The following is a 26,679-nucleotide window of genomic DNA, read 5'->3' on the forward strand; positions in this document are numbered from 1 at the left end:
TCGCTTTCTTCTAATTCGTCGCCGTACCTGCCAGCGCCAGGCGAGGCGATGGCAGGCCGGCGCCAGTTTGCGGCGCCAGTCTGAACGAGCCGACCATCTCGGTCAACTTGTCAGCCTGCTCTCTCAGCGATGCGGAAGCGGCCGCCGCCTGTTCCACCAGCGCCGCATTTTGCTGCGTGGCGGCGTCCAGTTCGGCCACTGCCTGGTTGATCTGGTCGATGCCGACTTCCTGCTCGTGTCCGGCCACGCTGATCTCACCCATGATGTCCGCCACCCGCCGCGTGCTGGCGACGATTTCATCCATCGTCGCCCCGGCCTCACTGACCAGCTTGCCGCCACTGTCCACCTGCGCCACCGAGTTCGTGATCAATGTCCTGATGTCCTTGGCTGCGTCGGCGCTGCGCTGCGCCAGATGACGCACCTCGGATGCGACCACGGCGAAGCCACGTCCTTGTTCGCCGGCGCGCGCCGCTTCCACTGCGGCATTCAGGGCCAGGATGTTGGTCTGGAACGCGATGCCGTCGATGACGCCGATGATGTCGCCGATGCGGGTCGACGATGCCCGGATCGCGTCCATGGTGTTCACCACCCCCGATACGATATTGCCGCCCTTGATCGCCACGTCCGAGGCGACGCAGGCCAGCTGGTTCGATTGGCGCGCATGTTCCGCATTCTGCTTGACCGTGGAAGCGAGTTGTTCCAACGACGCGGCGGTTTTCTCCAGGCTGGCGGCCTGCTGCTCGGTTCGGCGGGACAAATCCAGATTGCCGGCGGCGATCTCGCCGGTGGCGGTCGTGATGGCAGCCGTACCGTCGCGCACGCCACCCACGGTCGTGGCCAGCCGGGCCTGCATCGTCGCCAGGCCGCGCATCAGGACCGCCATCTCGTCATGGCCGTTGCTGGTGATGGGCTGGGATAAATTCCCTTCCGCGATGTGGGTGAAATGAACGGAAATCTGCTTGATCGGGTCCAATATGGAGCGCGTCAGTGAAACCGAGGCGAACAATATCATCGCGACACCCAGGGCAATGGCACCCGCCGTGAGCCACCACAACCGTCGGTAGGTGGCCTGGCTTTCCTCATCGTGCAGGCGATTGGCGCGATCCTGGAACCCTGTAAGCGCGGTGGCGCTGTCGGACAGGCCGGTGAACAGAGGTTGCATCAGCTTCATGGTGATCGTATCCGCCCCCGCGACATCCTTGGCCTTCAGCGATTTCACCAGGGGTTGCATCGCCTGCTCCATAAACCGCTTGCGCTGGAGGTCCATCTCGCTGGCCAGCGGCTTTTCCCCTTCATCCTGCGGCAGCGACAGATACAAGGCCCAGGCCTGGTCTGATTCCGCCATGAAGGCTTCGGCGCGCGCCAGCGTCTTTTCGGCACCGGGGGCTTCTGGATGCAAGGTCACGCGGTCCAGTACCAGCCTGGCACGGCTCATCGCCAATTGCGAATTCGCGATTGCTATTGCCGACGGCATGGTATTGCTGCTGAGGTCATTCAAACTGGCGTTTACCGTGCTCATCCCGTATAGGCCACTGATACCGGTGACGATGATCAGCAGCCCGAGCAACGACATGGTCGCGATCAGACGCAGTCGAATGGAAGTGTTGGAAAACATGTCCCCCCCTCTTTTTAGAGGCTAATTGAAGCCGACAAGATGTCGTGGCCAAAGGTCATGTTAGAACAATACCCGAATGCAAAATATCGGGCCATCCTGATAACTTGGTAAGGGAATCCTTATGGTGCCAGCGCGGGGCGGCGGGAACGATGGCGAAGCTCGGTGGCGTGCGGGGCGGCGGTCTTGAACGCCGCCACCATGGAGGTCAGACCGTCGGCTTGCTCCAGCATGGCCGCGGCGGCGGCGGCCGCCTCTTCAACCAGCGCGGCATTCTGTTGCGTGACATGGTCCATTTCGCAGATGGCCTGGTTGATCTGCTGGATGCCGAGGCTTTGTTCGGTGCTGGCGGTTGTAATGTCGCCGATGATGCCGTTGACGTCGTTGATGCTCTTGGCCACCTCGTTCATCGTTGCGCCGGCGTGGTCGACCAGCTGGGTCCCCTTGTCTACCTGCGCCACCGAATTGCCGATCAGCGCCTTGATCTCCCTGGCGGCGTCCGCCGAGCGATGCACCAGGCCGCACACCTCGGCCGCGACAACCGCGAAGCCACGCCCCTGTTCGCCTGCGCGCGCCGCTTCCACCGCCGCGTTCAAGGCCAGGATATTGGTCTGGAACGCGAAATTGTCGATGACGCCGATGATCTCGACGATCTTGTGGGATGATGCATTGATGGCGCCCATGGTATCGACCACCAGGGCCACGGCGGAGGCGCCCATGGCGGCGGTCTCGGTGGCCGTCATCGCCAGCAGATGGGCCTGGTGTGCATGCTTGGCGCTTTGCTGCACGGCGCTGGTCAGTTCTTCCATCGACGATGCGGTTTCCTCCAGCGCGCTGGCCTGCTGCTCAGTGCGGCGGGACAGGTCAAGGTTACCGTTGGCGATCTCGCGCGACGCGCCGGCGATCGCGTCGGCACCGCCGCGCACACGGGTGACGATATGGCTCAAGCTGGTGTTCATTTCCCGTAGCGCCAGCAGCAGTTGCCCGGACTCGTCGCTTGAGGTCACGTTGATGTCGCTGCTTAAATCGCCCGCGGCGACCGGCCGGGCAAGTTTGACCGCCTGCGCCATCGGGGCGGTGATCGAGCGGGTGATGCACCAGGCGATGGCGGCGCCGAGCGCCAGCGCCACGACCGCGACGATCAGCATCAGGCGCAACGCACCCTGATAAGCCTCCTCGGCATCCTGCTCGTCCTGCCGGCTTTTCGCTTCCTGCAGCTGGATGAAGTCATCGATGGCCTTTTGCCAGGCGTTATTGGTAGGTCCCGCTTGTTGCAGCAAAAAAAAGACCGCTTCCTGCCGGTTGGCGTGGCTCATCGAGAGGAATTGCTCGTTCAGCGGCCGGGTGGCCGTCTGCTGTTGTTTGATGTCCGCCAGCATGCGCCGCCCGGCCTCGTCCAGCGGCATCCGTTCCAACGCCGCATTGGCCTCGTCGTAGGTGCCACGCGCCGCGTCGATCTTTTTGTGTTCCACCGCCGCCACCTTCGAATCGTCCAGCAAGGCGATGGTGCGTATCACGCGCGCGACGATATGGGTCTGCGTTGCCATTCTTTCGAGCAACAGTACTTTTTGCGTATTGACATCGGCGATGTGATGCAAGGCGCCGTTGGCGCGCACCAATCCCTGTACGCCGCACAGGGCCACCCCGGCCAGCAGCAATAGCAGCAACGCATGGCTTGCGCCGAGCCGGGCCCCGATTTTCCAATTGGCGATCTTCATGTGGCAAAAACTCCGATAAGTTTGGGGCCATATCCCGCAAGTTACATCTGGATTTGTTACCCGCGGTAACTGTCTAGGTTAGCCAAACTGGCGCCGATACGGATAGCGGAAATTGATGCCTCCCGAAAGCTGCTGTATTTGGACGAGGTGGCCACATGTCGTAACAATTTATTGCGGGTGGTTTGCTGTCCCCGGGTGGCATGAGCGGCGGCCGCGCTCTTCATAGCGCACCTCGCCCGCCGACATGCGGGAACAGTAAGGATTTCCTGATGGGGGATCGCGACTGCCCTACATCAGGTTCAAGAATGCCCGATAGTAAATGCCTGGCCTTCAAGGCATGCTGGCGTCTAACGCCGTCGGCGGCCGTCTGGACAACTGAATGAGAGCGATGTGATGAGTAATGCCGTCATTCCCGAGGCGGAGGATGCAGTGGAGCGCCTGGGGCAAACGATCCTGATCGTGGACGACCAGCCGAACAACCTCGGCTTCGTTGTCGACCACCTGGAATCGCTCGACTATCGCGTGATCGTCGCCCAGGGCGGCGTCGAGGCGCTGCGCCGCATCGGCTTTGCCCAGCCGGACCTGATTTTGCTGGATGCCATGATGCCGGACGTGGACGGCTTTGAAGTGTGCCGGCAATTGAAGGCGGGCGGCAGCATGGCGGACATACCGGTGATCTTCATGACCGCCCTTAAGCAAATCGAGACCAAGCTGTCGGCCTTCTCCCTGGGCGCGGTCGACTATGTGACCAAGCCGTTGCAGGTGGACGAAGTGGCGGCCCGGGTATCCGCGCATCTGCAGTTGCGCCGCACGCGCTCGCAGCTTCAGCAGCAGACGCGGCAGCTGTTGCAGGTGCGCCAGAATTTGCTGAATGAAGTCGAGGTGCGCACCACCGAACTGCGGGAAAGCAACCACCGCCTGCAAATCGAGCTGGCCGAGCGGTATGCGGCCGAGCTGGCGTTGCATGCCAGCGCCGTGGGCTACCAGGAAATCTTCGATCATGTGTCGGACGCCCTGTACTTGATCGAGGGCAGCGAAGACGGTCAATTCCGCTACGTGCAGATCAACCCGGCCTTTGCCCGGATGGTCGGCTTGCCGTCGGCGGCCATCATCGGCCAGCCGGCGTCCCAGCTGTTCGGCCTGGCCGCCGGAGAACGCCTGCAGGCCGCATGCCAGCGCTGCAGCGCGCAGGGCGAAACGGTGGACGAGGAGCTGGTGCTGGAGTTGGCGGCCGGCCGTTGCATATTGCAACTGACGATGGTGCGTTCTTGCGTCCCCAGCCGCGCCCCCAGCCGTCTGGTCGGTATCGGCCGCGATGTCACCCGTTTGCATGACTACCAGTCCCAGCTGACCTTCCTGGCCAGACGCGACCCCCTGACCGGCTTGCCGAACCGGCTCAACTTCCGCGACAGCCTCACCCAGGCGTTGGCGCGCGCCGACGCGTGCAACACCAGTGTGGGTGTGCTGTTGATCGGTCTCGACCATTTTCGCGAGGTCAACGATGGCCTCGGCCGTCCCCTCGGCGACCGCTTGCTGACCAGCTGCGCCGTGCTGCTGGAACAGGCGGTGGGCGGCATCGATCTGGTCGCGCGCATAGGCGGCGACGAGTTCGCCATCCTGGTCGAATGCAGCGGCGACAGCCTGGCGCTGCTGGCGCGCCGCCTGCTGCGCCTGCTGGCCAAGCCGATCGATATCGACGACTATGAACTGGCGGTTAGTTGCAGCATCGGCATAGCCCAGGCCCCCCAGGACGGCCGCGATGCCGATACGCTGTTGTGCAATGTCGATACCGCGATGTACCGCGCCAAGGCCGAGGGGGGCAACCGCTACCAGCATTTTACGGCGGAGATGAGCAGCAGCACCCGCCGGCGGGTCGAAATCGGCAACGCCTTGCGTTACGCTATCCGCAACGCGGAGCTGTCGCTGCACTACCAGCCCCGGGCCAGCCTGCTCGAAGGCGGGGCGGTCGGCATGGAGGCGCTGTTGCGCTGGAATAGCAAGCTGCTGGGGCAGGTCGCGCCGTCGGAATTCATCCCGCTGGCCGAACAGAATGGCCTGATCCTCCAGATCGGCGAATGGGTGCTGCACCACGCATGCCGGCAGGCGCAGGAGTGGCGGCAGCGGCACCGCAATCCGATGCCGATCGCCGTCAATCTGTCGGCGCGCCAGTTCCGCGACGCCGACCTGGTGCGCATCGTCGAGGCCGCGCTGGAGGCCAGCGGTCTGCCGCCCCACCTGCTGGAGCTGGAGCTCACCGAGAGCATGCTGATGCACGACGCCAAGCGCACCTTGCGCACGCTGGCCGCCCTCAAATCGATCGGCGTGCGCTTGGCGATCGATGATTTCGGCACCGGCTATTCTTCGTTGAGTTATCTGAAGAGTTTCCCGCTGGATTATCTGAAGATAGACCGCTCCTTCGTCCGCGGCCTGCCAGAGGACCGCAACGACGGCGCCATCGTGCGCGCCATTATCGCCATGGCGCACACGCTGGGCCTGAAGGTGATCGCGGAAGGCGTGGAGACGGCCGGCCAGCTGGACTTCCTGCGGACCCAGCATTGTGACGAAGTGCAGGGTTATTTCTTCAGCCGTCCACTGACCGCGTCCGCGATGGACGCCTATTTATCCCGGCCCGAAGCCGCGTCCAGCGAGGCCTTTTCCGGCCCCCACTTGCCTGTTGTCGGGATGAAGTAGTAACGCCGGCGCAGCGCTAGCCTGGTGGCATCAACACCGATCGTGGACGCGGCCATAGGGATTTCCCTACTCGTCCCTTCGGTTTGACTGACAGGCGTATCGAGAATGTCTGATAGGAAACCGATGGACGCCCGTGCATACTTCCTCATGCCAACACGTCGGCGTGTCTGTCGGGATGGTGCCGCGTCGCCGGCGCTGTTTCCCTTCGCTTGCCGAGCCGCCGCTCAAGCCGACGCCCGCCCGCAAACGGGATCGCCTGGCCCTGTTCGAGCATGTGCGCCGCATCCGTCTCCGCGAGCGCGCCGTTTCTCTGATCCACCCGCACCGCACATTGGAGTGAAGCATGACCATGTCGCCTGACCTACGCGATCGTACCATCCTGATCGTCGATGACAACCAGGCCAACCTGGCGTTGGCGGTGGGGGTGCTGAAGCAGCAGGGCTTGCGGCTGTCGGTGGCGCAGAGCGGGGACGAGGCCTTGCGGCGGGTGGCGTTCGCGCCGCCCGATTTGATCTTGCTCGACGTGGTGCTGCCCGGCATCGACGGTTTCGAGGTGTGCCGGCGCCTGAAGGCCGGCGCCGCGACTATCGCCGCCGTGCCGGTGATCTTCATGACGGCGCTCAACAGCACGGCCGACAAGGTGGCCGGCTTCCGGGCCGGCGCGGTCGACTATGTCACCAAGCCGCTGCAGGCCGAGGAGCTACTGGCGCGGGTGACCACCCACCTGCGCCTGGCCGCGATGCAGGCCAGGCTGGCCAACCAGAACACTTTGCTGGCGAACGAGAACCGCGAGCGCCGCGAGGCCGAGCGCGTACTGCAGCATTACCGGGACAATCTGGAGCGGCAGGTGGCGGCCCGCACCGTCGAATTGCGCGAAAGCGAAATCAAGTTCCGCACTCTCAGTGAAAACCTGCCCGATCCCATCGTCCGCTATGATTGCGCGCTGCATCGCACCTATGTCAATCCGGCGTATGAACAGTTGCTGTGGCAGGGCTCCGCCGAGGCGCTGGGCCGGATGCTGCCGCAGGACTGGCGCGCCGACCTGTCGCTGCCGCAGTACCAGGCCGTCCTGCAATCGGTGATCGACAGCGGCGAGCCGGCCGCCATCGATCTGCGCGTCCAGGCCGACGGCGGCGCGCCGCTGGAAGTCGCGGTCCGCATGGCTGCCGAACGCGGCGCCGACGGCGACATCACCGGCGTGCTGGCGATCAGCCGCGATGTCACCGCCCATAAGCAGGCCGAGCGCGACCTGGCCGCATCCCATGCGCAATTGCGCGAGCTGGGCGCGCACCGGGAAAGCGCCCGCGAGGACGAGCGCAAGCACATCGCCCGCGAGCTGCACGACGAGCTGGGCCAGTCGCTGACGGCCCTGCGCATGCAGGCCGCGCTGCTGCGGGTGCGTTTCGGCGCCGACGTGCCGGATTTGAACGAGCAAGTGCACAATATGACGGCGCTGGTCGACCGCACCATCGGCGTGGTGCGCAACGTCGCCACCACGCTGCGCCCGTCGGTGCTGGACCTGGGCATCGGCTCGGCGCTGGAATGGCTGGTCGACGAGCTGCGCCAGCACAGCGGGATCGATTGCAGCCTGACGCTGACGCTGGACGAGGGATGCCTGAACGAGCCGCAAGCCATTGCGGTGTTTCGCATCGTCCAGGAATCGTTGACCAATGTGGCGCGCCATGCCGACGCCAGCGAAGCCGCCGTCACGCTGTGCTGTTTCGCCGACCACTGTCTATTGCAGATCGACGACAACGGCGGCGGCTTCGACCCGGCGCGGCTGCGGCCGCGATCGTTCGGCCTGCTCGGCATCCGCGAGCGGGTGCTGAGCCTGAATGGCGAGGTCACCATCGGCCGCCGCTCCGGCGGCGGCACCCGCATCGCCGTCATCCTGCCGTTGGCGCAGTGATGGGCAAAGGCATCCAGCTTCCCCCATGCGTATGGCGCAGCGCGGCCCGCGGTTTTCTCGCCGCGGCCGTCTTCGCCCTGGGCGCGCTGATGAGCTGCACGGTCGGCGCGGCGCAGCACGAGCGCTGGTCGCAACTGGTCCTGCCGCAGTTTCAGAGCATGGGCATGCAAAACGGCCTGTCCAACATCTCGGTCACGGACATCAAGCAGGACCGGGACGGTTTTCTGTGGGTGGGAACCCAGGGCGGGCTGTCACGCTGGGACGGCTATCGCTTTCGCAACTATCTTTCCATCCCCGACGACCCGCGTTCGCTGCCGGACAACTATGTGCTCACCCTCCACGTCGATCCTCACGGACGCTTGTGGGTGGGAACGGCAAGCGGCGGACTGGCGCGCTACGAGCCGGAATACGACGGCTTCGTCACGTATAACAACAAGAACGCCGGCCTGCCCGGCGGCGCCGTCGCCGCAATAGCGGACGATGCCGCCGGCGGCCTCTGGGTAGGGAGCGATACCGGCCTCTATCATTTGGCCGACGCGGCCGCTCCCGCGCGCGCGCAGACCACCCATTTTCGTCATGTCGACGGCGACGCCCATAGCCTGCCGGCCAACGTCATCAAGTCCTTGTACCAGGACCCCCACGGCACTTTGTGGGTGGGAACGCTCAACGGGCTGGTGCGGCGCGATGCGCCGGCGGCGGGATTTGTCAGCGTACCGCTGCCCATGCGCCGAACCGGCGCGCCCTGCGTGCTCTCCCTGTTCATGGCCAGCGACGGTAAGTTGTGGATAGGAACGATGGGCAATGGTCTCTTTGTCCTCGATCCCCGCAGCGGCCAGGCCCGGCCGTTCGACGTCAGTGCCGAGGCGGTTTCATTGATGAAAAATGAGAATATCGGCGGCATCGCGGAGACGGACGGCGGCGAGATATGGATCAGTTCTTACAACGGTGGCGTGGTGGGCTACAACCAGGCCACCGGCCAGCTGCGGCGCATCGTCCATGGCACCCAGGCGCCGGATGGCCTGGTCAGCGGCGCTTTGTTCCGCGACCGCGCCGGCTCCCTGTGGCTGGCGACCGGCACCGGCCTGCTCCAATACCAGCCGGTCCAAGCCGCCATGTCGCTGGGCCGGCGGCGCGATGGCCAGCCTGGCCTGTCCAACGCCGATCCCATGACCATCGTCGAGGCGTCCGACCGTCGCCTGTGGACTGGCTACGCGCGCAACGGCGCGGACCTGATCGATCCCGGGCGGGGCGACGTGACGAAATGGCTGCCCGCCACGGCGCCGGGCGAGCGCCTGATGCCGAACACCACTATCACCGCCCTGCTCGCCGACGATGACGGCATGGTCTGGCTGGCGACGCCCACCGGCCTGTATCGCTCCGGCCAGCGCGGCGAGCGCGCGGCCCGCGTCGCGGCGCCATGGCTGGACACCAAGCTATACATTCGCGCCCTGGCCAGGACGGCGGACATCCTGTGGATAGGGACCAGCACCGATGGCTTGTACCAGGCGCGCATCGATCCCCGCACGGGACTGGAACAGATTCGGCATGTCCTGGGCTTAACCGGCCTGGACGTCACAACCATGCGCGCCGGGCCGTCCGGTTCCCTGTGGGTCGGCACCACCAACGGCTTGAATCGGGTGGACATCGCCAGCGGCGACGTCGTCGAGCGGATTGACGGCGATCCCGCCGACCCGTCGTCGTTGTCGCATCCCTACATCGCCGCGCTGTACACCGACCACCGGGGCCGGCTGTGGGTGGGCAACGGCAGCGGCATCGAGGTCATGGAAGCCGGCCATGGCGGCGCCCGGCGGCGGTTCCATCGCCTCGGCACCGCCCAAGGCCTGCCCGACACCAACGTCAACACGCTGCTGGAGGACCGCCAGGGCCGCGTCTGGAGCAGCACCGACAACGGCATCGCCGTCATCGATCCCGCGACGTTTGCCATCGGGGTGCTGGGCCGGGCCGAAGGCGTGCAGTACTCGGCCTACTGGGCCGGTTCCGGCCTCGCCACCGCCGACGGCGACCTGGTGTTCGGCGGCTCGGGCGGCATCACCGTGGTGCAGCCGGACCGCTACCGCCCCTGGAGTCTGAAGCCGCCGGTCGTGGCCACCGAAGTGCTGCTGGGCGGAAGGCCGGTGGCGCCGGGCCGCCACAACGGCGCCAGGCCAGCCACGTTGCTGGTGGCGGCGGAGGCCAACAGCTTCGCCGTCGGTTTTGCCGCACTCGATTTCACCGCGCCCGAACTGAACCGCTATGCGTATCGCCTGGAGGGCTACGACCACAGCTGGACCTTGGTCGACGCCGCCCACCGGGTGGCGTCCTATACCAACCTGCCGCCCGGCCAATATCGCCTGGTCGTACGCGGATCGAACCGGCAAGGCGCCTGGAGCGACAATGCGCTGCAGATCCCGGTCGTGGTCTCGCCGTGGTGGTATCAGACATGGTGGTTCCGCCTGGTCATGACGCTGCTGGCCGCCGGCCTGCTGTATTCCGCCTATCGGCTGCGCACCTGGCAACTGGCGGCGCAGCGGCGGGCGCTGGAGCGCGAGGTGGCCACGCGGACGGACGAGGCCTTGCAGCAGAAGGCGCTGGCCGAGTACCAGCGTGGCGAGGCCGAGCGGCAACACCGGGAGGCCAGCGAGCGCAATGCCGAGCTGGCGACGGTCAACGCCGTGGCGCAGATGCTCGCCGGTAAGCTGGACCTCGATAACCTGATCGCCGTGGTCGGCAATCAGCTGCGCGGCATGTTCAGCGCCGACATCACCTATATTGCCTTGCTTGAGCGCGACAGCGGCATGATCCACTTTCCCTATGCCGATGGCGGCGCCATCGCCCCGCTGCGTTACGGCGAAGGCCTGAGCAGCAGGGTCATCGATACCGGGCGCAGTGCGCTGATCCAGGGCGAGCAAATACCGCGCGCCGCCGAACTGGCCGGCCGGCCACCGGGGCCCGGCGTGCTGTCCTGCCTGTGCGTGCCCATCATCGCCAACGGCGTGGCCCAGGGCGCCGTGTCGGTGCAGAGCACCGGCGTGAGCGGCGCCTACAAGGCCAGCGACCAGCGCCTGCTGGAGACCATCGCCGCCCAGATCGGCGCCGCGCTGCACAACGCGCTGCTGTTCCAGCAAGCCCAGTCGGCCCGCGCCAAGGCGGAGGAGGCGACCCAGGCCAAGTCGATGTTCCTGGCGAACATGAGCCACGAGATCCGCACGCCGATGAACGCGGTGATCGGCCTGTCGTATCTGGCGCTGGACACGGATCTGCAGCCCAAGCAGCGCGACTACATCCAGAAAATCCACAACGCCGGCAATTCGCTGCTGGGCATCATCAGCGACATCCTGGATTTCTCCAAGATCGAAGCGGGCAAGCTCGATATCGAGGCGGCCGACTTCGATCTCGACGACCTGCTGGTGCATGTGGCGGCGGTCAGCGGCGGCGGCGTCGGCGGCAAGGGGTTGGAGTGCAACTTCGTGGTGCCGGCCGGCGTGCCGCGCCGCCTGCGCGGCGACGCGCTGCGGCTGGGACAGGTCCTGATCAATCTGCTCAACAACGCACTCAAGTTCACCGAGCGCGGCGAGGTCGCGCTGGAGGTGGTTCTGCTTGAGCAGCAAGTCGGGCGGGCGCGCCTGGAATTCTGCGTGCGCGATACCGGCATCGGCATGGCGGCGGACCAGATAGGCCGGCTGTTCCAGGCGTTTACCCAGGCCGACGGCAGCGTCAGGCGCAAGTTCGGCGGCACCGGCCTGGGCCTGAGCATTTGCCAGAAACTGATCGATCTGATGGGCGGGACGATCAGCGTCGATAGCCAGCCCGGCATCGGCAGCCGCTTCATCGTCGCCCTCTGGCTCGATGGCGCCGCCGACGCGCTCCTGCCGGTGTCGCCGTTGCCGGCGCCGCTGCGCGGTTTGCGGGTGCTGGTGGTGGACGACAACGCCAGCGCGCGTGCCGCGCTGCTGGCGGTGCTGGCCAGCCTGCAGATCGACGCCGTGGTGGTGGATAACCCGGTCGAAGCGCTGTCCCGCTTGCTGCATGCCGAGCCGTGTTTCGACCTGGTGCTGGCCGACGCCCGGTTACCGGACGGCAGTGGCGCGGACCTGATGTGGCAAGCGGTCGCCGGGCTGGCGCCGCCGCCCAAGGTTGCACTGTTGAGCAACGCCGGCGACGCGCCGCCGCCGGGCGCGGCGCACGCGGACGACGCCAGCGTATGGCTGCTCAAGCCGGTGACCCGGGCCGGCATGTCAGATGCCCTGCTGCAGCTGTTTATTGCCGAACACCGCCGCGGCACCCCCGGCCAGCGGGCATATGTGCCACGCTTCGACGGCGCGCGGATACTGCTGGCCGAGGACAACGAAGTCAATCGGGAGATCGCCGTCGGACTGCTGGAGGCGTGCGGCATACGGGTCGAGCTGGCCAACAACGGCCGCGCCGCCGTCGAACGGCTGCTGGCGGCGGACGCTGAACGGCGCTACCAGCTGGTCTTCATGGACTTGCACATGCCGGAGCTTGACGGCCATGCGGCGACGTTGCTGCTGCGCCAGGATGCCCGCTTCGACAAGCTGCCCATCATCGCCCTGAGCGCCAACGTCATGCCGGATCAATGGCAGCGCTGCAAGGAGGAAGGCTTCGACGATCACCTGAGCAAACCGGTGATCCCCGCCGAGCTGCACCGCATGCTGCAACAGTATCTGCCCGCTGCCATGCACGCCGGATGGCGCGAGCCGGGCAGCGAGTCGGCGGCGCCGGTGCTGCCCGGCAGCGTGCCCGGGCTGGATCTGGCGCATGCGCGCCTGGGCGTCGACGGCAATGACGCGCTGCTGCTCAAGGTGCTGCGCCTGTTCCGCCGCGACGAACATGATTGCGCGGAAAGGATAGGCGTGGCGGTCGGGCGGCGGGACTACGGCGCCGCGGTGCGTCATGCGCATTCGCTGCGCGGGCTGGCGCAGGGCATCGGCGCGGCGCGGATCGCCCAGTTGGCGGAGCAGCTGGAGCGCGCGGGAAGACAGGAACTGGCGGCTGGCGCGATGAGGCCCGCGCTCGACGCCTTGGGCGCCGCGCTGGCGGAGCTGTGCGCTGTGCTGGACCGCAGCTTGCCGCGGGAAGCGGCGACCGCCGGCGGCGCCGTCCGCCGGCCTGCCGCCTGGCTGGACGAGCTCGGAAGGTTGCTTGCGCTGACCCGCGAGCGCGACAGCGAGGCGATCCGGCTGTTTGCCTCTTGCGCACTGGAGTTCCAGGCCAGTTTCGGGGTGTGGGACGCCGAGGCCATCCAGCGCAGCCTGGATGACGTGGATTTCGACGGTGCGCACGCGGCGTTGCGGTGGCTCGTACACAAGCATGAATTGCCGCTGTAAGGATTTCCTTACGCAACAATCAAGATTGCCCGATGGAAAAAATAAAGTCCGAGAGGCATGATGACTGGCCGCGACATATCGCAGGTTTAGAAGGCACCATGTACCAACCCCGCCATATTGATCGATTGAGCCCAGGCAGCGCGCCCTGGCGTTGCGTAGCGATGCTGCTGGCCGTCTGTCTGCTGGCACTGCTGGGCGGCGCGGCGCGCGGCCAGCAACTGCCCTTGCGCAACTTTGGCCAGCTCGACGGACTGGCCAACCTGACCGTCACGGCGCTGGCGCAGGATCGCGCCGGCTATTTGTGGGCGGGCACCGAAAACGGCCTGTACCGTTTTGACGGCAGCCGCTTCCACCGCTACGGGCGATTGCAGGACTCCAGCGTCACCAGCGTGACGGCGCTGCACGTGGACCCCGCCGGGCGGCTCTGGGTCGGCACCGACCACGGCCTGCTGCTGCTCGACGGCCAGCGGCTGACGCCGGTGCGTCGCATCGACGGCAAGGCGCTGGAGGTCAAGGCTGGCCAGCATTTCGCCTCGGTCGACGCCAATCATTTGCTGGTACAGAGCAATGGCCGACTGCAGCAGGTGCAGGCCGACGGCAAGGGCGGCTGGCACGGCGTGCCGGTGTTCACGCCGGCCCAAACCACCGCCCAGCCGGAACTGACCGATCTGGCTGGCATCCTGCGCGAGCCGGACGGCACCCTCTGGCTCGGCTGTCAAACCAAGCTGTGCCGCTACCGCGACGGCGCGCTCGTCATGCTGGGTGGCGCCGACGGCTTGCCGGAGCGCCGCTGGCACGCGCTGCTGCGCGACCTTGCCGGTGCCTTGTGGGTGGGCGCTTCCGACCGGCTGATGACGCTGGCGCCGCGAGAGCAGCGATTCAGCGACCGCACGCCCGGCCATTACGGCGAACTTGAAAATGGCTTGCCGGTGGCGCTGGCGCAGAACATTGATGGCCACCTGATCAGCGCCAGCGACAATGGGCTATTCCGCGCCGGCGCCGGCGGCTGGGAACATTACGGTGGCGAGCACGGGGTGTATTTCGGCAACGGCGTCCATGCGCTGCTGTTCGACCACGACGGCGACTTGTGGCTGGGCTTTTCCGGACGCGGCCTGGTGCAGTGGCAAGGCTATCGGCACTGGGAGAACTGGGCCAAGGCGCAAGGCGTGCCGGACGACGATGTCTGGTCGCTGTTGCGCACCCGGGACGGCGTGCTGCACGCCGGCACCGGGCATGGTTTGGCGCAGCGGCGCGACGGGCGCTTCATTGCCGATACGGCCGAGCACGCCAATGCCCAGCCATGGGGAGCGCTGGCGGAAGACAGCCAAGGCGACCTGTGGGCTGGCAGCTTCAATGGCATGCTGATCCGCCGGGACCGGCGCAGCGGCCAGAGCCGGGTGGTGGCGCGGCTGCAGGACAAGATCATATACCGGCTGTTGTTTGACGATGCCGGGCAGCTATGGATCAGCACCGATCGCGGCATCTATCTGATCGCCGATCCGCGGCATGCATCCGCGCCGCAGCGGGTCGAACCGGCCGTGGCGCTGCTGGGCGTTAACGCCGGCTTCCCCAGCGCCTGCCGCGATGCCCGCGGCCGCCTGTGGTTTGCCAGTCCCTATGGACTGCTGCGGCTGGAAGGCGGCCGCTGGTCACGCCCGGTGCCGGCCTCCGGCGACCATGTGTTCGACCATGTCGCCTGCGACGGCGAGACGCTGTGGCTGGGTGAAAGCCATGGCACGCGCCTCTGGCGAGCCGATGCATCGCAACAACAATTGCAGCTGCACCCCTTCAAGCACGAGTTGCTCGAGGGGCGCCTGATACAGTCGGTGTTGTTGGACCGGCGCCACTGGCTGTGGCTGAGCACCGATACCGGTCTGATGGTATGGAATGGCAGTCGCTGGAGGCTGTTCAACCAACAGAGCGGCATGATATGGAACGACACCAACCAAAATGCGCTTTACGAGGACCGCGACGGCTCGATCTGGGTCGGCACCAGCAACGGCGTTTCCCACCTGCTGCGGCCGGAAGCGCTGTTTGCGCCGTACACGATCCCGCTGCACCTGGTCTCGATGCGCTACGGCGGCGCCGCGCTGACGGGCGCCTCGGCGCCGTGGAATGGCGCGGCGGTGGAGGTGCAGGTGGCGGCGCCGCTGTACCGGAATCACGAAGCCCTCAGCTTCCGTTATCGGCTGCTTGGCCAGGAGGACGCGTGGTCAACCAGCAACAATGGTGAGTTACGCTACGCGGCGCTGGCGCCCGGCCAGTACCGCTTGCAGATCGTCGCCGACGATACCGCCTTGCAGGCCAGTTCGGCCACGCTGGAGCTGCCCTTGACCATCCACCCGCCCTGGTGGCAGACCCGCTGGGCCTATGCCGCCGGAACCTTGCTGACGCTCGGCCTGGTGGGTCTGTTGCACCGCTACCGGGTGGCGCGCGTGCTGCGGCAACAGGCCCTGCTGGAACAGCGCGTGGCTGAACGCACCGCCGCGCTGGAGGCGTCGCGCGAGGAGCACCGGCTGCGTGCGCTCAAGGACGGCTTGACCCAGGCATGGAACCGGACCGCGCTGATGGAACGGCTGGCGCTGATGACCGCGCCCGGCGCGCCGCCGTTCCTGCTGGTGCTGCTGGATCTGGACTACTTCAAGCGCGTCAATGACACCTACGGCCATCTGGCGGGCGATGAAGTGCTGAGGGAGGTCGTGCGGCGGGCCCAGGCGCTGTTGCGCGCCAGCGATACCGTGGGCCGCTACGGCGGCGAAGAATTCATGCTGCTGATGCCGGGGCTGGACATGGGCGGCGGCGGTCCGCGCCTGGAACAACTGCATCGCGCCATCGGCGCCGAGCCGGTCAGCGTCGATGGCGTCGGCCCGCTGCCGGTCACCTGCAGCGCCGGCGTCGTGGTGGGCCAGCCCGGATTGCGGCTGAGCGCGGAACAATGGATAGGACTGGCCGACGAAGCGTTGTACCGCGCCAAGGCGCTGGGCCGCAATCGCATCGAATATGCGGCGGAGGCGGCGGCGTTGGCGCTCCAGAAAAACGACTAAAACAGGACAACGCCGGGCCGGCGTGGGACGATGCTGGCGTACCTGCGGCGGCATGGCCTATACTAAGCTCAGGCGTGGCTGTCTGTTGTCATAATGGAACAGGGATACGATCAGGGCCAGTTGTCTGCTAGCATGACAGCCACTGTTCATTTGGTTTTTTCTGGAAAGCAGTCCCCTCTCATGATTCGAATTTTGATTGCCGATGACCACGCGATTGTCCGTGGCGGCCTGTTGCAATTATTTGGCTTGGCGGGAGACGTGATGGTGGTCGCCCAAGCGACCAACGGTGGGCAGGTGATCGAGAACCTGCGCTCCACGTCGTGCGACATGGTCTTGCTGGACTTGTCCATGCCGGGCATCAGCGGCATCGAGCTGATCGCGCGCATCCGGGCCCACGCCCCTGACCTGCCGATCCTGGTGTTGAGCATGCATAATGAGGTGCTGGTGGCGCGCCGCGCGCTGAAGGCCGGCGCCAACGGCTATATGACCAAGGACAGCGATCCGGAAACCCTGCTGATGGCGGTACGCAAGGTGGCCTCGGGCGGCCGCTATATCGACCCCGGTCTGGCCGAACAAATGGTCTTCGATAGCGAGGGCGGGCAGCACGAACACGCCCATGAGCAGTTGTCCAACCGCGAACTGAGCATCTTCCGCCTCTTTGTCTGTGGCAAAAGCGTGAACCAGATTGCCGATGAATTAGCGATCAGCAACAAGACCGTCAGCACCCACAAGGCGCGGCTGATGCAGAAGATGGGCTTCCAGAGTAATGCCGACATGTTGCGTTATGGCATAGACCACGCCTTGGGCAAATGAAGCATAGGGATTTTCCTACGACAACACCGGGCTGGGCCGACAGCCACATCAAGAATGTCTGATAGGAAACAAGTCGGCAGTACGACATACTGGCTTGCGTGGGGGTGCCGACGTGTCCGTGGGGATCGGGCGCCGTCGTGGGTAAATGCGGAGCGGGCATGGTAGACGGGCGAGTGCCGGGGGCGGCGACAGGGATGCGCAAGTGCATTTGTTTAGTGGCGGTGTGTTGCTGTTGGTTGACGTCAGCGGCCGCCGGGCCATCGCTATCCCAATGGCGCGACGAGCTGGGGCGGGTGTCCGCACTGGCCGAGCAGGATGCGCCGGCGGCCAATGAACAGGCGCAGCGCCTGCAAGCGGCGCCGGCCGACGCCACCGGCGTCGACCGCACCCGGGCGCTGAACCTGCTGGCCCGCACCGAATTGCTGCTGGCGCACACCGAAACGGCGGGCCAACTGGCCGAGCGGGCGCTCGAACAGGCGCACCAGCAGGGCGACCGCGTCGGCCAGGCCGAGGCCGACCTGATGCTGTCGCTGAACTCCGTGAACCAGGGGCGCATGGATCGTTTGCTGACGGTCACGACCCATGCGGTCAGTGTCCTCGACGGCGTGGCGCGGCCGGACTTGCTGACCGAAGCGATGCTGTTGGCCGCCATGACCTACAACCGGCTCGGCAAGCTTGACGATTCGGTATCGATCTGCGTGCGGGCGATGGAGATCGCCCGCGTCAGCGGCGCGGCGCGCGCCCTGGCGTTTGGCCACCGCTGCATGGCGCTCTCCTTTGCCCAGAGCGACAACGTCACCGAGGCCTTGCAGCACTATGTGGCCATGGCCGATGCCGCAAGGGACGATGGCTCCAAATTATTGCGTGGAGTAGCCATTGCCGGCCAGGGCACCGTGATCGCCGCCGGCGGCGACCTACGCGGCGGCGAAGCCCTGATACGACAGGCCACGAAGCTGTATCGCGAAGTGGGCAGCCCGTTTTACCTCAGCAACAGCCTGTACGGCCTGGCCAGCAATCTATCCCAGCAGGGGCGGCATGCCGAAGCATTGCGTCTGTTCGACGAAGTGGCCGACATCTACCGGCACTATCCGAACCGCATCGCCCTATGGTGGACGCTGACGGCGCGCGGCGCCGAGCATGGCATATTGGGCAACCGGAACGCGGCCTGGAGCGATGTCGAGTATTCGTATCGGCTGGCCAAGGAAATCGGTGTGGAATTATATGTGGGCGGCAGCGCGCGCCAGCTGGCGGCGCTGGCGGCGCAACGCGGCAACTACAAGGGCGCCTACGCCTATTCGCTGGAGGCGGCCGAGCTGGCGGCCAAGACGACCCGCGACAAGACCAGTGCGCGGGTCATCGAGCTGACCAAGCGCTACGAATTGGAAAGCAAACAGCGCCATATCGACAGCCTGACCCGCAGCAACGCCAGTCAACAAGCTGAGCTGGAGCGGCGCGCCTTGCAGCAGCGCTGGCTGTGGACGGTGCTGGGCGGCAGTCTTGTATTGCTGGTCTGCATAGCCGTCTTCATGGCCCGGCTGCGCCGTTCGCACCGCCTGGTGGGCCGGCTGAACGCCGAGCTGGAAGTCACGGTGCAGCTGCGCACCGCCGCGCTGCGCCAGCAAACCCGTTACCTGCGGGTGTTGATCGACACGCTGCCGTGGTGGGTCTGGTTCAAGGACACCGACAGCCGCTACCTGGCGGTGAACCGCGCCGCCGCGACCACCTGGTCGCGCGAGGTCGACGCGATGGTCGGCCTGGCCGACGACGACATCATGCCTGCCCTGGCCGCGCATTTCCGCCAGGAAGACCAGGAGGTGATGGCCTCGCGCCGGGCGCGCACGGTGGAGACGCAGCAGGCGACGGCGGCCGGCGTCATCTGGGTCGAGACCTTCAAGGCGCCGGTGCTCGACGAAGACGGCAGCGTGCTGGGCACGGTGGGCTTCGCCCGCGACATCAGCGAGCGCAAGCAGGCCGAGGCGGCGCGCGAGGCGGCGCTGGAGGAGGCGCAGCGCCTGGCCAGCCTGCGTCACGAATTCCTGGCGCAAATGAGCCACGAGCTGCGCACGCCGCTCAACGGCATCCTCGGCTATGCACAGCTGCTGCGGCGCGATACCGGCCTCAGCGAGCAGCAACGTGCCGGCGTGGCGGTGATCCACGACAGCGGCGATCATTTGCTGACCCTGATTAACGACCTGCTCGATTCGGCCAAAATCGAGGCCAACAAACTGGAACTGCAGCAGAGCGCGGTGCCGCTGCGCCAATGCCTGCTGGGCCTGGCCGACATGGTGCGGGTGCGCGCCGAACAAAAGGAGCTGGCGTTTCACTGCGAAATCGGCGCCGGCGTGCCGGCGATGGTGCTGGCCGACGAGCGGCGCCTGCGCCAGGCGCTGCTCAACCTGCTGGCCAATGCGGTCAAGTTCACCGACCAGGGCGGCGTCAGCCTGCGGGTCTGGGTGCTGGACGGCGGCCGCCTGCGCTTCGAGGTGTCCGATACCGGCGTCGGCATCGAAGCCGGCCAGCTGGAGCGCATCTTCCTGCCGTTCGAACAGGCCGGCGAAACCCACCGGCGCCAGGGTGGCACCGGCCTGGGCCTGGCGATCAGCCGCCAGTTCGTGCGCTTGCTGGGCGGCGAGATCGCCGTCGAGAGCCAGCTCGGGCGGGGCTGCCGCTTCTGGTTCGAGCTGACGCTGCCGGTGCTCGAAGCGGCGCCGCCGGAGGCGTCCGTGCCCCAGCTGATCGTCGGCTACCAGGGCCGGCGCCGACGCCTGCTGGTGGCCGACGACCAGCCGGAAAACCGCCGCCTGCTGACCGACATGCTGACGCCGCTGGGCTTTACGGTGGAGCAGGCCGCGCACGGCCAGGCGGTACTGGACCTGGTGGCGCGGCAGCGGCCGGACCTGATCCTGATGGATGTCGCCATGCCCGGCATGGACGGACTGGAGGCGATGCGCCGGCTGCGCGACGACGGCGGCCTGGACGGTTTGCCGGTCGTCGCGGTCTCGGCCGGCGTCGGCGGCGAGGACCGCCAACAGCACCTGGACGCCGGATTCGACGACAGCTTGCCCAAGCCGATCCACCTCGATCTGCTGCTCAATACGCTGGGTCGACTGCTGGGACTGGAGTGGCAGCGCCAGACGCCGGCGCATTGCGCGCCGGAAGAGGACTGCGGCGCGCCGGTGGTGGTGCCGCCGGCGCCGGAAATGGCGATCCTGCACCACCTGGCCCAGCTGGGCAATATGCGCAAGATCATCGAGCGCGCCGACTATCTGATCCAGCTGGACCGCCGCTACCGGCCATTCGCCCGCCAGTTGCGACAGCTGGCCAAACGTTATCAATCACAAGCCCTGCTGCAACTGGTGGAGCGCCATTTGGGCCTGCAAGCCGGAGTCAACCATGATCATGCCGCCTGACCTGCACGATCGCACCATCCTGATCGTCGACGACACGCCGGCCAACCTGGCGGTGGCGGTGGACATGCTGGAGCAGCACGGCCTGCGGCTGTCGGTGGCGCAAAGCGGGGACGAGGCCTTGCGGCGGGTGGCGTTCGCGCCGCCCGATTTGATCCTGCTCGACGTCATGTTGCCCGGCATCGACGGCTTCGAGGTGTGCCGGCGCCTGAAGGCCAGCGCCGCGCCTATCGCCGCCGTGCCGGTGATCTTCATGACGGCGCTCGACGACACGGCCGACAAGGTGACCGGCTTCCGGGCCGGCGCAGTCGACTATGTCACCAAGCCGCTGCAGGCCGAGGAAATTCTGGCGCGGGTGACCACCCACCTGCGCCTGGCCGCGATGCAGGCCACGCTGACCAGTCAGAACGCCCTGCTGGCGAGCGAGAACCACGAGCGCCGCGAGGCCGAACGGGGGTTGCAGCATTACCGGGACAATCTGGAGCGGCAGGTGGCGGTCCGCACCGCCGAATTACGCGCCAGCGAGACCAAGTTCCGCACCCTCGGCGAAAACCTGCCCGATGCCGTGGTGCGCTACGACCTGGCGCTGCACCGCGTCTATGTCAATCCCGCCTATGAACGGGCGCTGCGGCTGGAGCCTGGCCAGGCGCTGGGGCGGATGCTGCCGCAGGACTGGGGCGCCGACCTGCCGCTGTCGCAGTTCGAGGCCATCCTGCAATCGGTGATCGACAGCGGCAAACCGGCCGAGGTCGGCCTGCGCTTCCCGAACGGCGGACTGCCGGCGGACGTGGCGATCCGCATGGCCGCCGAACGCGGCGCCGACGGCGCCATCACCGGCGTGCTGGCGATCGGCCGCGATGTCACCGCCCATAAGCAGGCCGAACGCGACCTGGCCGCATCCCACGCCCAATTGCGCGAGCTGGGCGCGCACCGGGAAAGCGCCCGCGAGGACGAGCGCAAGCACATCGCCCGCGAGCTGCACGACGAGCTGGGCCAGTCGCTGACGGCCCTGCGCATGCAGGCCGCGCTGCTGCGGGTGCGCTTCGGCGCCGACGTGCCCGGCTTGAACGAGCAGGTGCATAGCATGACGGCGCTGGTCGACCGCACCATCGGTGTGGTGCGCAACGTCGCCACCACGCTGCGCCCGTCGGTGCTGGACCTGGGCATCGGCTCGGCGCTGGAATGGCTGGTCGACGAGCTGCGCCAGCACAGCGGGATCGATTGCAGCCTGACGTTGACGCTGGAGGAGAAGCGGTTGACCGAGCAACAGGCGATCGCGGTGTTTCGCATCGTCCAGGAATCGCTGACCAATGTGGCGCGCCATGCCGACGCCAGCGAGGCCGCCGTCAGTCTGAGCGGCGTCGCCGGCCGCTGTGCGTTGCTGATTGACGACAACGGCGGCGGCTTCGACCCGGCGCGGCCCCGGCCACAGTCGTTCGGCCTGCTCGGCATCCGCGAGCGGGTGCTGAGCCTGAACGGCGAAGTCGTGGTCGGCCGCCGGCCGGGCGGCGGCACCCGCATCTCCGTGACCCTGCCGCTGACGCCATAACAAGATAAGGCCATAATGAATTCAGTCGGCAACAAGCGATATTATCTTGGATGGGCGGCGGCGCTGGGCGCCGCCTCGGCCGGCGCCCAGGATGCGGCGCCGGACACGACGCCGGTCGCGGTGGTGGTGGTCGAAGGCAAGCGCGCCAGCCTGATGACGGCGCAGCAGATCAAACGCGGGCAGCTTGCCATCGTCGATTCGGTGGTGGCCGACGCGATCCAGACCTTGCCCGATTTCAGCGTGACCGATGCCCTGCAGCGGGTGACCGGCGTGCAGATCGCGCGCGACCGCGGCGAGGGCGCCAACGTCGCGATCCGCGGCCTGACGCAGATGGAGACCACGCTCAACGGCCGCGAGGTCTTTACCGCCGGCACCGGCCGCAACCTCGACTTTGCCGACGTGCCGGCCGAGCTGGTGGCCGGCATCGACGTTTACAAGAGCGCCGCGGCCGAACAGATTGAAGGCGGTCTCGGCGGCACCATCGACTTGCGCACCCGGCGCCCCTTCGATTTTGCCGGACGTCAGCTGGCCGGCACCGCGCGCCTGGTGCGCGACGAACTGGCGCAGCACACCCAGCCGCAATGGTCGCTGCTGGCCAGCGACCGCTGGCGCGCCGCCGGCGGCGCGGAGTTCGGTGCGCTGCTGAGCCTGGTACATCAGCGGCGCGCCTGGCGCGAAGACCAGAACAGCTTCGGCGCGCCGGTGCTGCGCGGCGACCTGATACCGGGCCGTCAGGTGGAAGTCGCCGGCGGTACCACCGAGTCGGCCAGCGCCGGCCGGCGCCAGCGCGACGCCGCCGCCGCCGCGCTGCAATGGCGCCCCGCGCCCGGCCTGGAACTCTATGCCGAGGGGCGTTACGAGCAATTCCTCACGCGACAGGATACCTACCAGATCACCCTCGGCGCGCCGCCCTCCTTCGCGCCGGGCAGCGTGACGCTGTTTGACGGCACCAGCGACGTCAGCGGCATCAACTGGACCGGCGCTTCGGCCAGCATCCTCAGCTTTGCCCGCGATACGGTGGACCGCAACCGCTCGCTGGCGGTGGGCGGCAGCTGGCGCGGCGGCGCGCTGCGGCTGAAAGCCGACCTCAGTCACAGCGACAGCCACAACGCGCTGTATTTTGCCGGCCCGACGCTGACCGGCAGCGCGCTGACGCTGCGCACCGATCTGGCGGGGCCGCAACCGGCCGTCACGGTCCCGGGCAACGAATTGCGCGATCCCGCCCGATTGCAGGTTGCCAGCATCGCCTATCGTTATCGTCCTTTCGACGGCAAGCTCAACGCGTTGCAGCTGGACGCCAGCTATGGTCTGGGCGCTTGGCTGGAGAGCCTGTCCGCCGGTGTGCGCATCGGCCGCCGCGACGCCGCCAACGGCGCCGGCCTGGTGCTTGGCGACGCGCCGGTGGCGCCGGGACTGTCGCTGTCCGCGGTGCCCTCCCTGGCCGCCGCCTATCCGTTTTCCAGCTTCTTCCCGGACGGCGGCCAGGGACCCAGCAACTACCTGGTCGGCAGCCTGAACCTGGCCCGCGATGCCGCCGCCTTGCGCCGTCTGGTGGGGCTGAACGCACCGTTGCCGGTCGCCGGCAGCGCGCTGGGCGTCTGGCGGATCAACGAGAACACCAACGCCGCCTATGTCCAGGCCCGGTTCAACGGCGGCCCGCTGCCGCTGGAGGGAAATGCCGGCCTGCGCCTGGTGCGCACATACGAGGCGGTGGAGGGCAATCAGTCGTTGCCATCGGGCGGCGCCATCGTCCCGATCGCCATCGACCATGCGTATCGCGATTACCTGCCCAGCCTTAACCTGCGCTACGGGCTCGGGCCGGATCTGTATCTGCGGGGCGCCGCCTCGAAATCAGTGACCCGGCCCAATTTCGACCAGCTGTCGCCGTCGCTGACCTTGACGCCGAACAGCATTACGCCGATCTCCAACAGTGGCAGCGCCGGCAATCCGGCGTTGCAGCCCATCCGCGCCAACAATGTCGATCTGGCGTTGGAGCGCTACCTCGGACCGGCGGCCTCGGCCACGGTCACCGTGTTCTACAAACGGGTGACCGGCTTCATCAGCAGCGCCAGCCAGCAGGAAATCCATGATGGCGCGGTGTATCAGGTCACACGGCCGTACAACAGCGCTAACGCCATCATCAAAGGGGCGGAGCTGAGCTACCAGCAAATGTACGATTTCCTGCCGGGTTGGTTGAGCGGACTGGGGATGCAGGCCAACTACACCCTGGTCGACAGCGCCACGCCGAGCAGCCTGTTGGGGGCCGACGTGCCGCTGGCCAATCTGTCGCGCCACAGCGCCAACCTGGTCGGCATCTACGAGGGCGGACCGTGGTCGGCCAGACTGGCCTATAACTGGCGCGATAAATTCCTTAGCAGTATCAACACCTACGTGGGCCTGGGCGCGCTGCCGATCTACAGCGAAGGCTATGGCTGGCTGGACGCTTCCCTCAGCTACAAGGTCAGCCCTACTCTGACCTTGTCGATGGAGGGGAATAATTTGCTGCGTACTGTGCGCAGCGCCAACTACGGCAGTCCCACCCGGCCTCAGAGCTTATGGACCAATGACCGGCAATGGAGCGCGACGGCGTTGTTCCGTTTCTAAGGGCTGCGTTGTCGGGATATTCCTACCGTTTCATCTGATATCCCTAGCTGAATATCCGGCCATCCCTATGACGCCTTTGTTCGCTCGCTGGCATGCTGTCGACAGCTAGGATGGCGCCATACGGTAATGGTGGAACAGACAATGATAGGGAGGTGAAAATGGCAACGACAGCGCGCATTCAGCACTACCGTACGGAATACCAGATGGTGGTGCGGGCCATGAAGCTGCTCATGGAGACGGTTGAAGTCAGCGAGCGTCAGGGGAGGACGTCCAATGAGCAACTGTTGGAGCTGAGCGCGGACTTGGTGAGCGTGTTTGCCTCCTTGTCCGAGCGCCTGCTGGCGCAAGTCCGTCGGCGCGAACTGGAGATCGACCTGGTGCTCGCCGCGCTGATCCGCGAAGGTTGCGATTGCATGGCGAACGTCACCGCGCGTATCACACGCGGCGATCCGCGCGCACACCTCGTGGCGTCACAGAGCCGCGTCATGGATGGACACGCGGCGCTGATATTCGAACGCAGCTGTGTCCGCGCACTGGCGGGCAACGCCGCCTGACGCGGCATCTACCGTCGATTCCACCGCCTCGGCCGAGACTAAGCGTCATTCTGTCCTGGCATGTGCGTGCCTCGATCATGCGCCGAGACAAAAAGCCGCAGCAGAGGGACATCGACAAACAAGAGTCCTTTCCGAGGTTCGCTGCGGACCAGTCCACTCGATTTTAGCAGGCTGATCGCGATATTGACCCTCTGCCGCGATAGCCCGCAAATCAACGCGAGCTCATGCTGCGGAACCAATAAGGCTTGCGCGTCGCCGCCTTTGCTGTCGGCCAGCATCAACAACGCTTTTGCCACGCGCATATCCGGGCTGAGCAGACGCGATGCTTCGAGTATTCCAACAACTACTCCCAAGCGTTGATTCAGGTTGTCGCATAAGAAGTGATTGAATTCGATCGAGGAGCGACGCAAGGTCTCGAAGGTCCTGGCAGGAATCAGGCATAGTTGCGATGAAGTCAGCGTGCGTAAGTCGTATTTGCGGGGCTCTCGCTTCAGCAAAGACCCTTCGCCGCCCCACTCGCCCTCAGGCATGCAGTACAGTGTCGTTTCGGAACCGTCCGCACCGACAATATACATTTGCAAAATGCCTTGCAACAATCCGTACCAATAGGCGCTGGGCTCGCCGGCGCGCGCGATGTATTCGCCGGGTTCGGCGGTTCTTTCAATCGCCGTTTCGAGTGTCAATGACCGCAGTTCGGATGACAGGCCCCGGAACCAGGCCCACTCCTCCAGAAACTCCGGCACCGAGATGGACGCTAACGCCCCTTTGCCGGCAGGGACGCTAACGGTACACTCCGACTGCAAAGCCCAACCCGTCGATCGGTTCGACATACGTCGACTTCGATTCAATTTGTTTTGTGACGGGGTTGACCCACTTATAATCGACCCACCCGGCTTTGTTTGCCGTTACCAGGGCGATGATTTGCTGAACGAAATAGGTGCCATCGGCATCCCTGACCTGGCTGAGATCCTTACCAATGACCTTGGGAGTTGCACCATGGGCGAGGATGATGCCCTTGGTATCAATCACATATACATACAGATCGCGATCAACAAAGCGCTCAGGGTTGCTGTTGATCTCTGCATAGGTTTTAGCGCCGCCATTGGCGCCGAAGAAGGCGACGGCCTTCTTAGTCAGAGATACGGCCTCGTCCCGGCTTCCTTTGTCGCCGGCCAGAACGGGGCTAAGCAACGCGCAGGATAACAATATGCCAAAGCCAAGGTTTTTTAGCAGTTTCATCTTATTTCTCCCGTCACCAAAACAGCGTAGCTGCCAAGGCCTTCAATCAAGCCCTGCAATACCGATTTGAACATGTTCCATGTGTACATCCATCATTACCTGGCAAACCGACATTGCAGTTCAATTGGCGCAAAGTAAGACCCCAGCAACACCAATGCCCGTGGGCAGCAAGGTTAAGCTGACATCGCTTAGCC

13 protein-coding genes are annotated in these 26,679 nt (G+C 65.9%); 9 read left to right on the top strand and 4 right to left on the bottom strand.

Annotation, left to right across the window (positions count from 1 at the left end; translation table 11 throughout):
* Positions 1 to 10: 10 nt before the first annotated feature.
* On the bottom strand, positions 11 to 1,615 hold the full coding sequence (locus tag D0T21_RS32775; RefSeq protein WP_116993170.1) for a methyl-accepting chemotaxis protein: 1,605 nt from the start codon (positions 1,613 to 1,615) through the stop codon (positions 11 to 13).
* Between the two features lie 119 nt (positions 1,616 to 1,734).
* Positions 1,735 to 3,330: a methyl-accepting chemotaxis protein gene (locus D0T21_RS32780; RefSeq protein ID WP_116993171.1), complete on the bottom strand. Its 1,596-nt coding sequence runs from the start codon at positions 3,328 to 3,330 to the stop codon at positions 1,735 to 1,737.
* A 393-nt stretch (positions 3,331 to 3,723) separates the two neighbouring features.
* Here D0T21_RS32780 and D0T21_RS27515 point away from each other — a divergent pair, with 393 nt between their 5' ends.
* From D0T21_RS27515 to D0T21_RS27560, 9 genes are all read left to right on the top strand, one after another.
* Entirely contained in the window at positions 3,724 to 6,021 is a 2,298-nt protein-coding gene (locus D0T21_RS27515; protein WP_116993172.1) for an EAL domain-containing protein, read from the top strand.
* Between the two features lie 343 nt (positions 6,022 to 6,364).
* Positions 6,365 to 7,930 (top strand): response regulator, encoded by a 1,566-nt coding sequence (locus tag D0T21_RS27525; protein ID WP_116993173.1) that lies wholly within the window; start codon positions 6,365 to 6,367, stop codon positions 7,928 to 7,930.
* Complete coding sequence (locus D0T21_RS27530; protein WP_116993174.1) at positions 7,930 to 13,275, top strand: two-component regulator propeller domain-containing protein; 5,346 nt, start codon at positions 7,930 to 7,932, stop codon at positions 13,273 to 13,275. The genes D0T21_RS27525 and D0T21_RS27530 overlap by 1 nt, the downstream gene beginning before the upstream one ends.
* Positions 13,276 to 13,373: 98 nt before the next feature.
* Entirely contained in the window at positions 13,374 to 16,319 is a 2,946-nt protein-coding gene (locus D0T21_RS27535; protein ID WP_158568058.1) for a diguanylate cyclase, read from the top strand.
* A 180-nt stretch (positions 16,320 to 16,499) separates the two neighbouring features.
* Positions 16,500 to 17,132, top strand: coding sequence for a response regulator transcription factor (locus D0T21_RS27540; protein WP_116993176.1), 633 nt, complete (start codon positions 16,500 to 16,502; stop codon positions 17,130 to 17,132).
* Positions 17,133 to 17,368: 236 nt separating this feature from the next.
* The gene (locus D0T21_RS27545) at positions 17,369 to 20,542 is read left to right on the top strand and encodes an ATP-binding protein (RefSeq protein ID WP_158568059.1); all 3,174 of its coding nucleotides are present in this window, start codon (positions 17,369 to 17,371) and stop codon (positions 20,540 to 20,542) included.
* A complete protein-coding gene (locus D0T21_RS27550) occupies positions 20,526 to 22,088 on the top strand; it encodes a response regulator (RefSeq protein ID WP_116993178.1) in 1,563 nt (520 codons plus the stop codon). Before D0T21_RS27545 ends, D0T21_RS27550 begins: the two co-directional genes overlap by 17 nt.
* Before the next feature lie 15 nt (positions 22,089 to 22,103).
* Positions 22,104 to 24,692, top strand: coding sequence for a TonB-dependent receptor (locus D0T21_RS27555; protein ID WP_116993179.1), 2,589 nt, complete (start codon positions 22,104 to 22,106; stop codon positions 24,690 to 24,692).
* 158 nt (positions 24,693 to 24,850) lie between these two features.
* Positions 24,851 to 25,246: a hypothetical protein gene (locus D0T21_RS27560; RefSeq protein ID WP_147328185.1), complete on the top strand. Its 396-nt coding sequence runs from the start codon at positions 24,851 to 24,853 to the stop codon at positions 25,244 to 25,246.
* A 38-nt stretch (positions 25,247 to 25,284) separates the two neighbouring features.
* On the opposite strand, the gene D0T21_RS27565 is transcribed toward D0T21_RS27560, so the two are convergent.
* Positions 25,285 to 26,076, bottom strand: a complete 792-nt coding sequence (locus tag D0T21_RS27565) for a Crp/Fnr family transcriptional regulator (protein WP_116993181.1) — start codon at positions 26,074 to 26,076, stop codon at positions 25,285 to 25,287.
* Positions 26,027 to 26,485 (bottom strand): cache domain-containing protein, encoded by a 459-nt coding sequence (locus D0T21_RS27570; protein ID WP_116993182.1) that lies wholly within the window; start codon positions 26,483 to 26,485, stop codon positions 26,027 to 26,029. Before D0T21_RS27570 ends, D0T21_RS27565 begins: the two co-directional genes overlap by 50 nt.
* Positions 26,486 to 26,679: the final 194 nt, after the last annotated feature.

This window comes from Duganella sp. BJB476 (genome assembly GCF_003416895.1).
Classification (GTDB): Bacteria; Pseudomonadota; Gammaproteobacteria; order Burkholderiales; family Burkholderiaceae_D; genus Rugamonas.

Excerpts from the sequence above, each read along its gene's own strand:
- D0T21_RS27535 (WP_158568058.1), top strand. The coding sequence starts at position 13,374 with ATGTACCAACCCCGCCATATTGATCGATTGAGCCCAGGCAGCGCGCCC.
- D0T21_RS27515 (WP_116993172.1), top strand. The coding sequence starts at position 3,724 with ATGAGTAATGCCGTCATTCCCGAGGCGGAGGATGCAGTGGAGCGCCTG.
- D0T21_RS27550 (WP_116993178.1), top strand. The coding sequence starts at position 20,526 with ATGATCATGCCGCCTGACCTGCACGATCGCACCATCCTGATCGTCGAC.
- D0T21_RS27560 (WP_147328185.1), top strand. The coding sequence starts at position 24,851 with ATGGCAACGACAGCGCGCATTCAGCACTACCGTACGGAATACCAGATG.
- D0T21_RS27540 (WP_116993176.1), top strand. The coding sequence starts at position 16,500 with ATGATTCGAATTTTGATTGCCGATGACCACGCGATTGTCCGTGGCGGC.
- D0T21_RS27555 (WP_116993179.1), top strand. The coding sequence starts at position 22,104 with ATGAATTCAGTCGGCAACAAGCGATATTATCTTGGATGGGCGGCGGCG.
- D0T21_RS32775 (WP_116993170.1), bottom strand. The coding sequence starts at position 1,615 with ATGTTTTCCAACACTTCCATTCGACTGCGTCTGATCGCGACCATGTCG.
- D0T21_RS27570 (WP_116993182.1), bottom strand. The coding sequence starts at position 26,485 with ATGAAACTGCTAAAAAACCTTGGCTTTGGCATATTGTTATCCTGCGCG.
- D0T21_RS27525 (WP_116993173.1), top strand. The coding sequence starts at position 6,365 with ATGACCATGTCGCCTGACCTACGCGATCGTACCATCCTGATCGTCGAT.
- D0T21_RS27565 (WP_116993181.1), bottom strand. The coding sequence starts at position 26,076 with ATGTCGAACCGATCGACGGGTTGGGCTTTGCAGTCGGAGTGTACCGTT.
- D0T21_RS32780 (WP_116993171.1), bottom strand. The coding sequence starts at position 3,330 with ATGAAGATCGCCAATTGGAAAATCGGGGCCCGGCTCGGCGCAAGCCAT.
- D0T21_RS27530 (WP_116993174.1), top strand. The coding sequence starts at position 7,930 with ATGGGCAAAGGCATCCAGCTTCCCCCATGCGTATGGCGCAGCGCGGCC.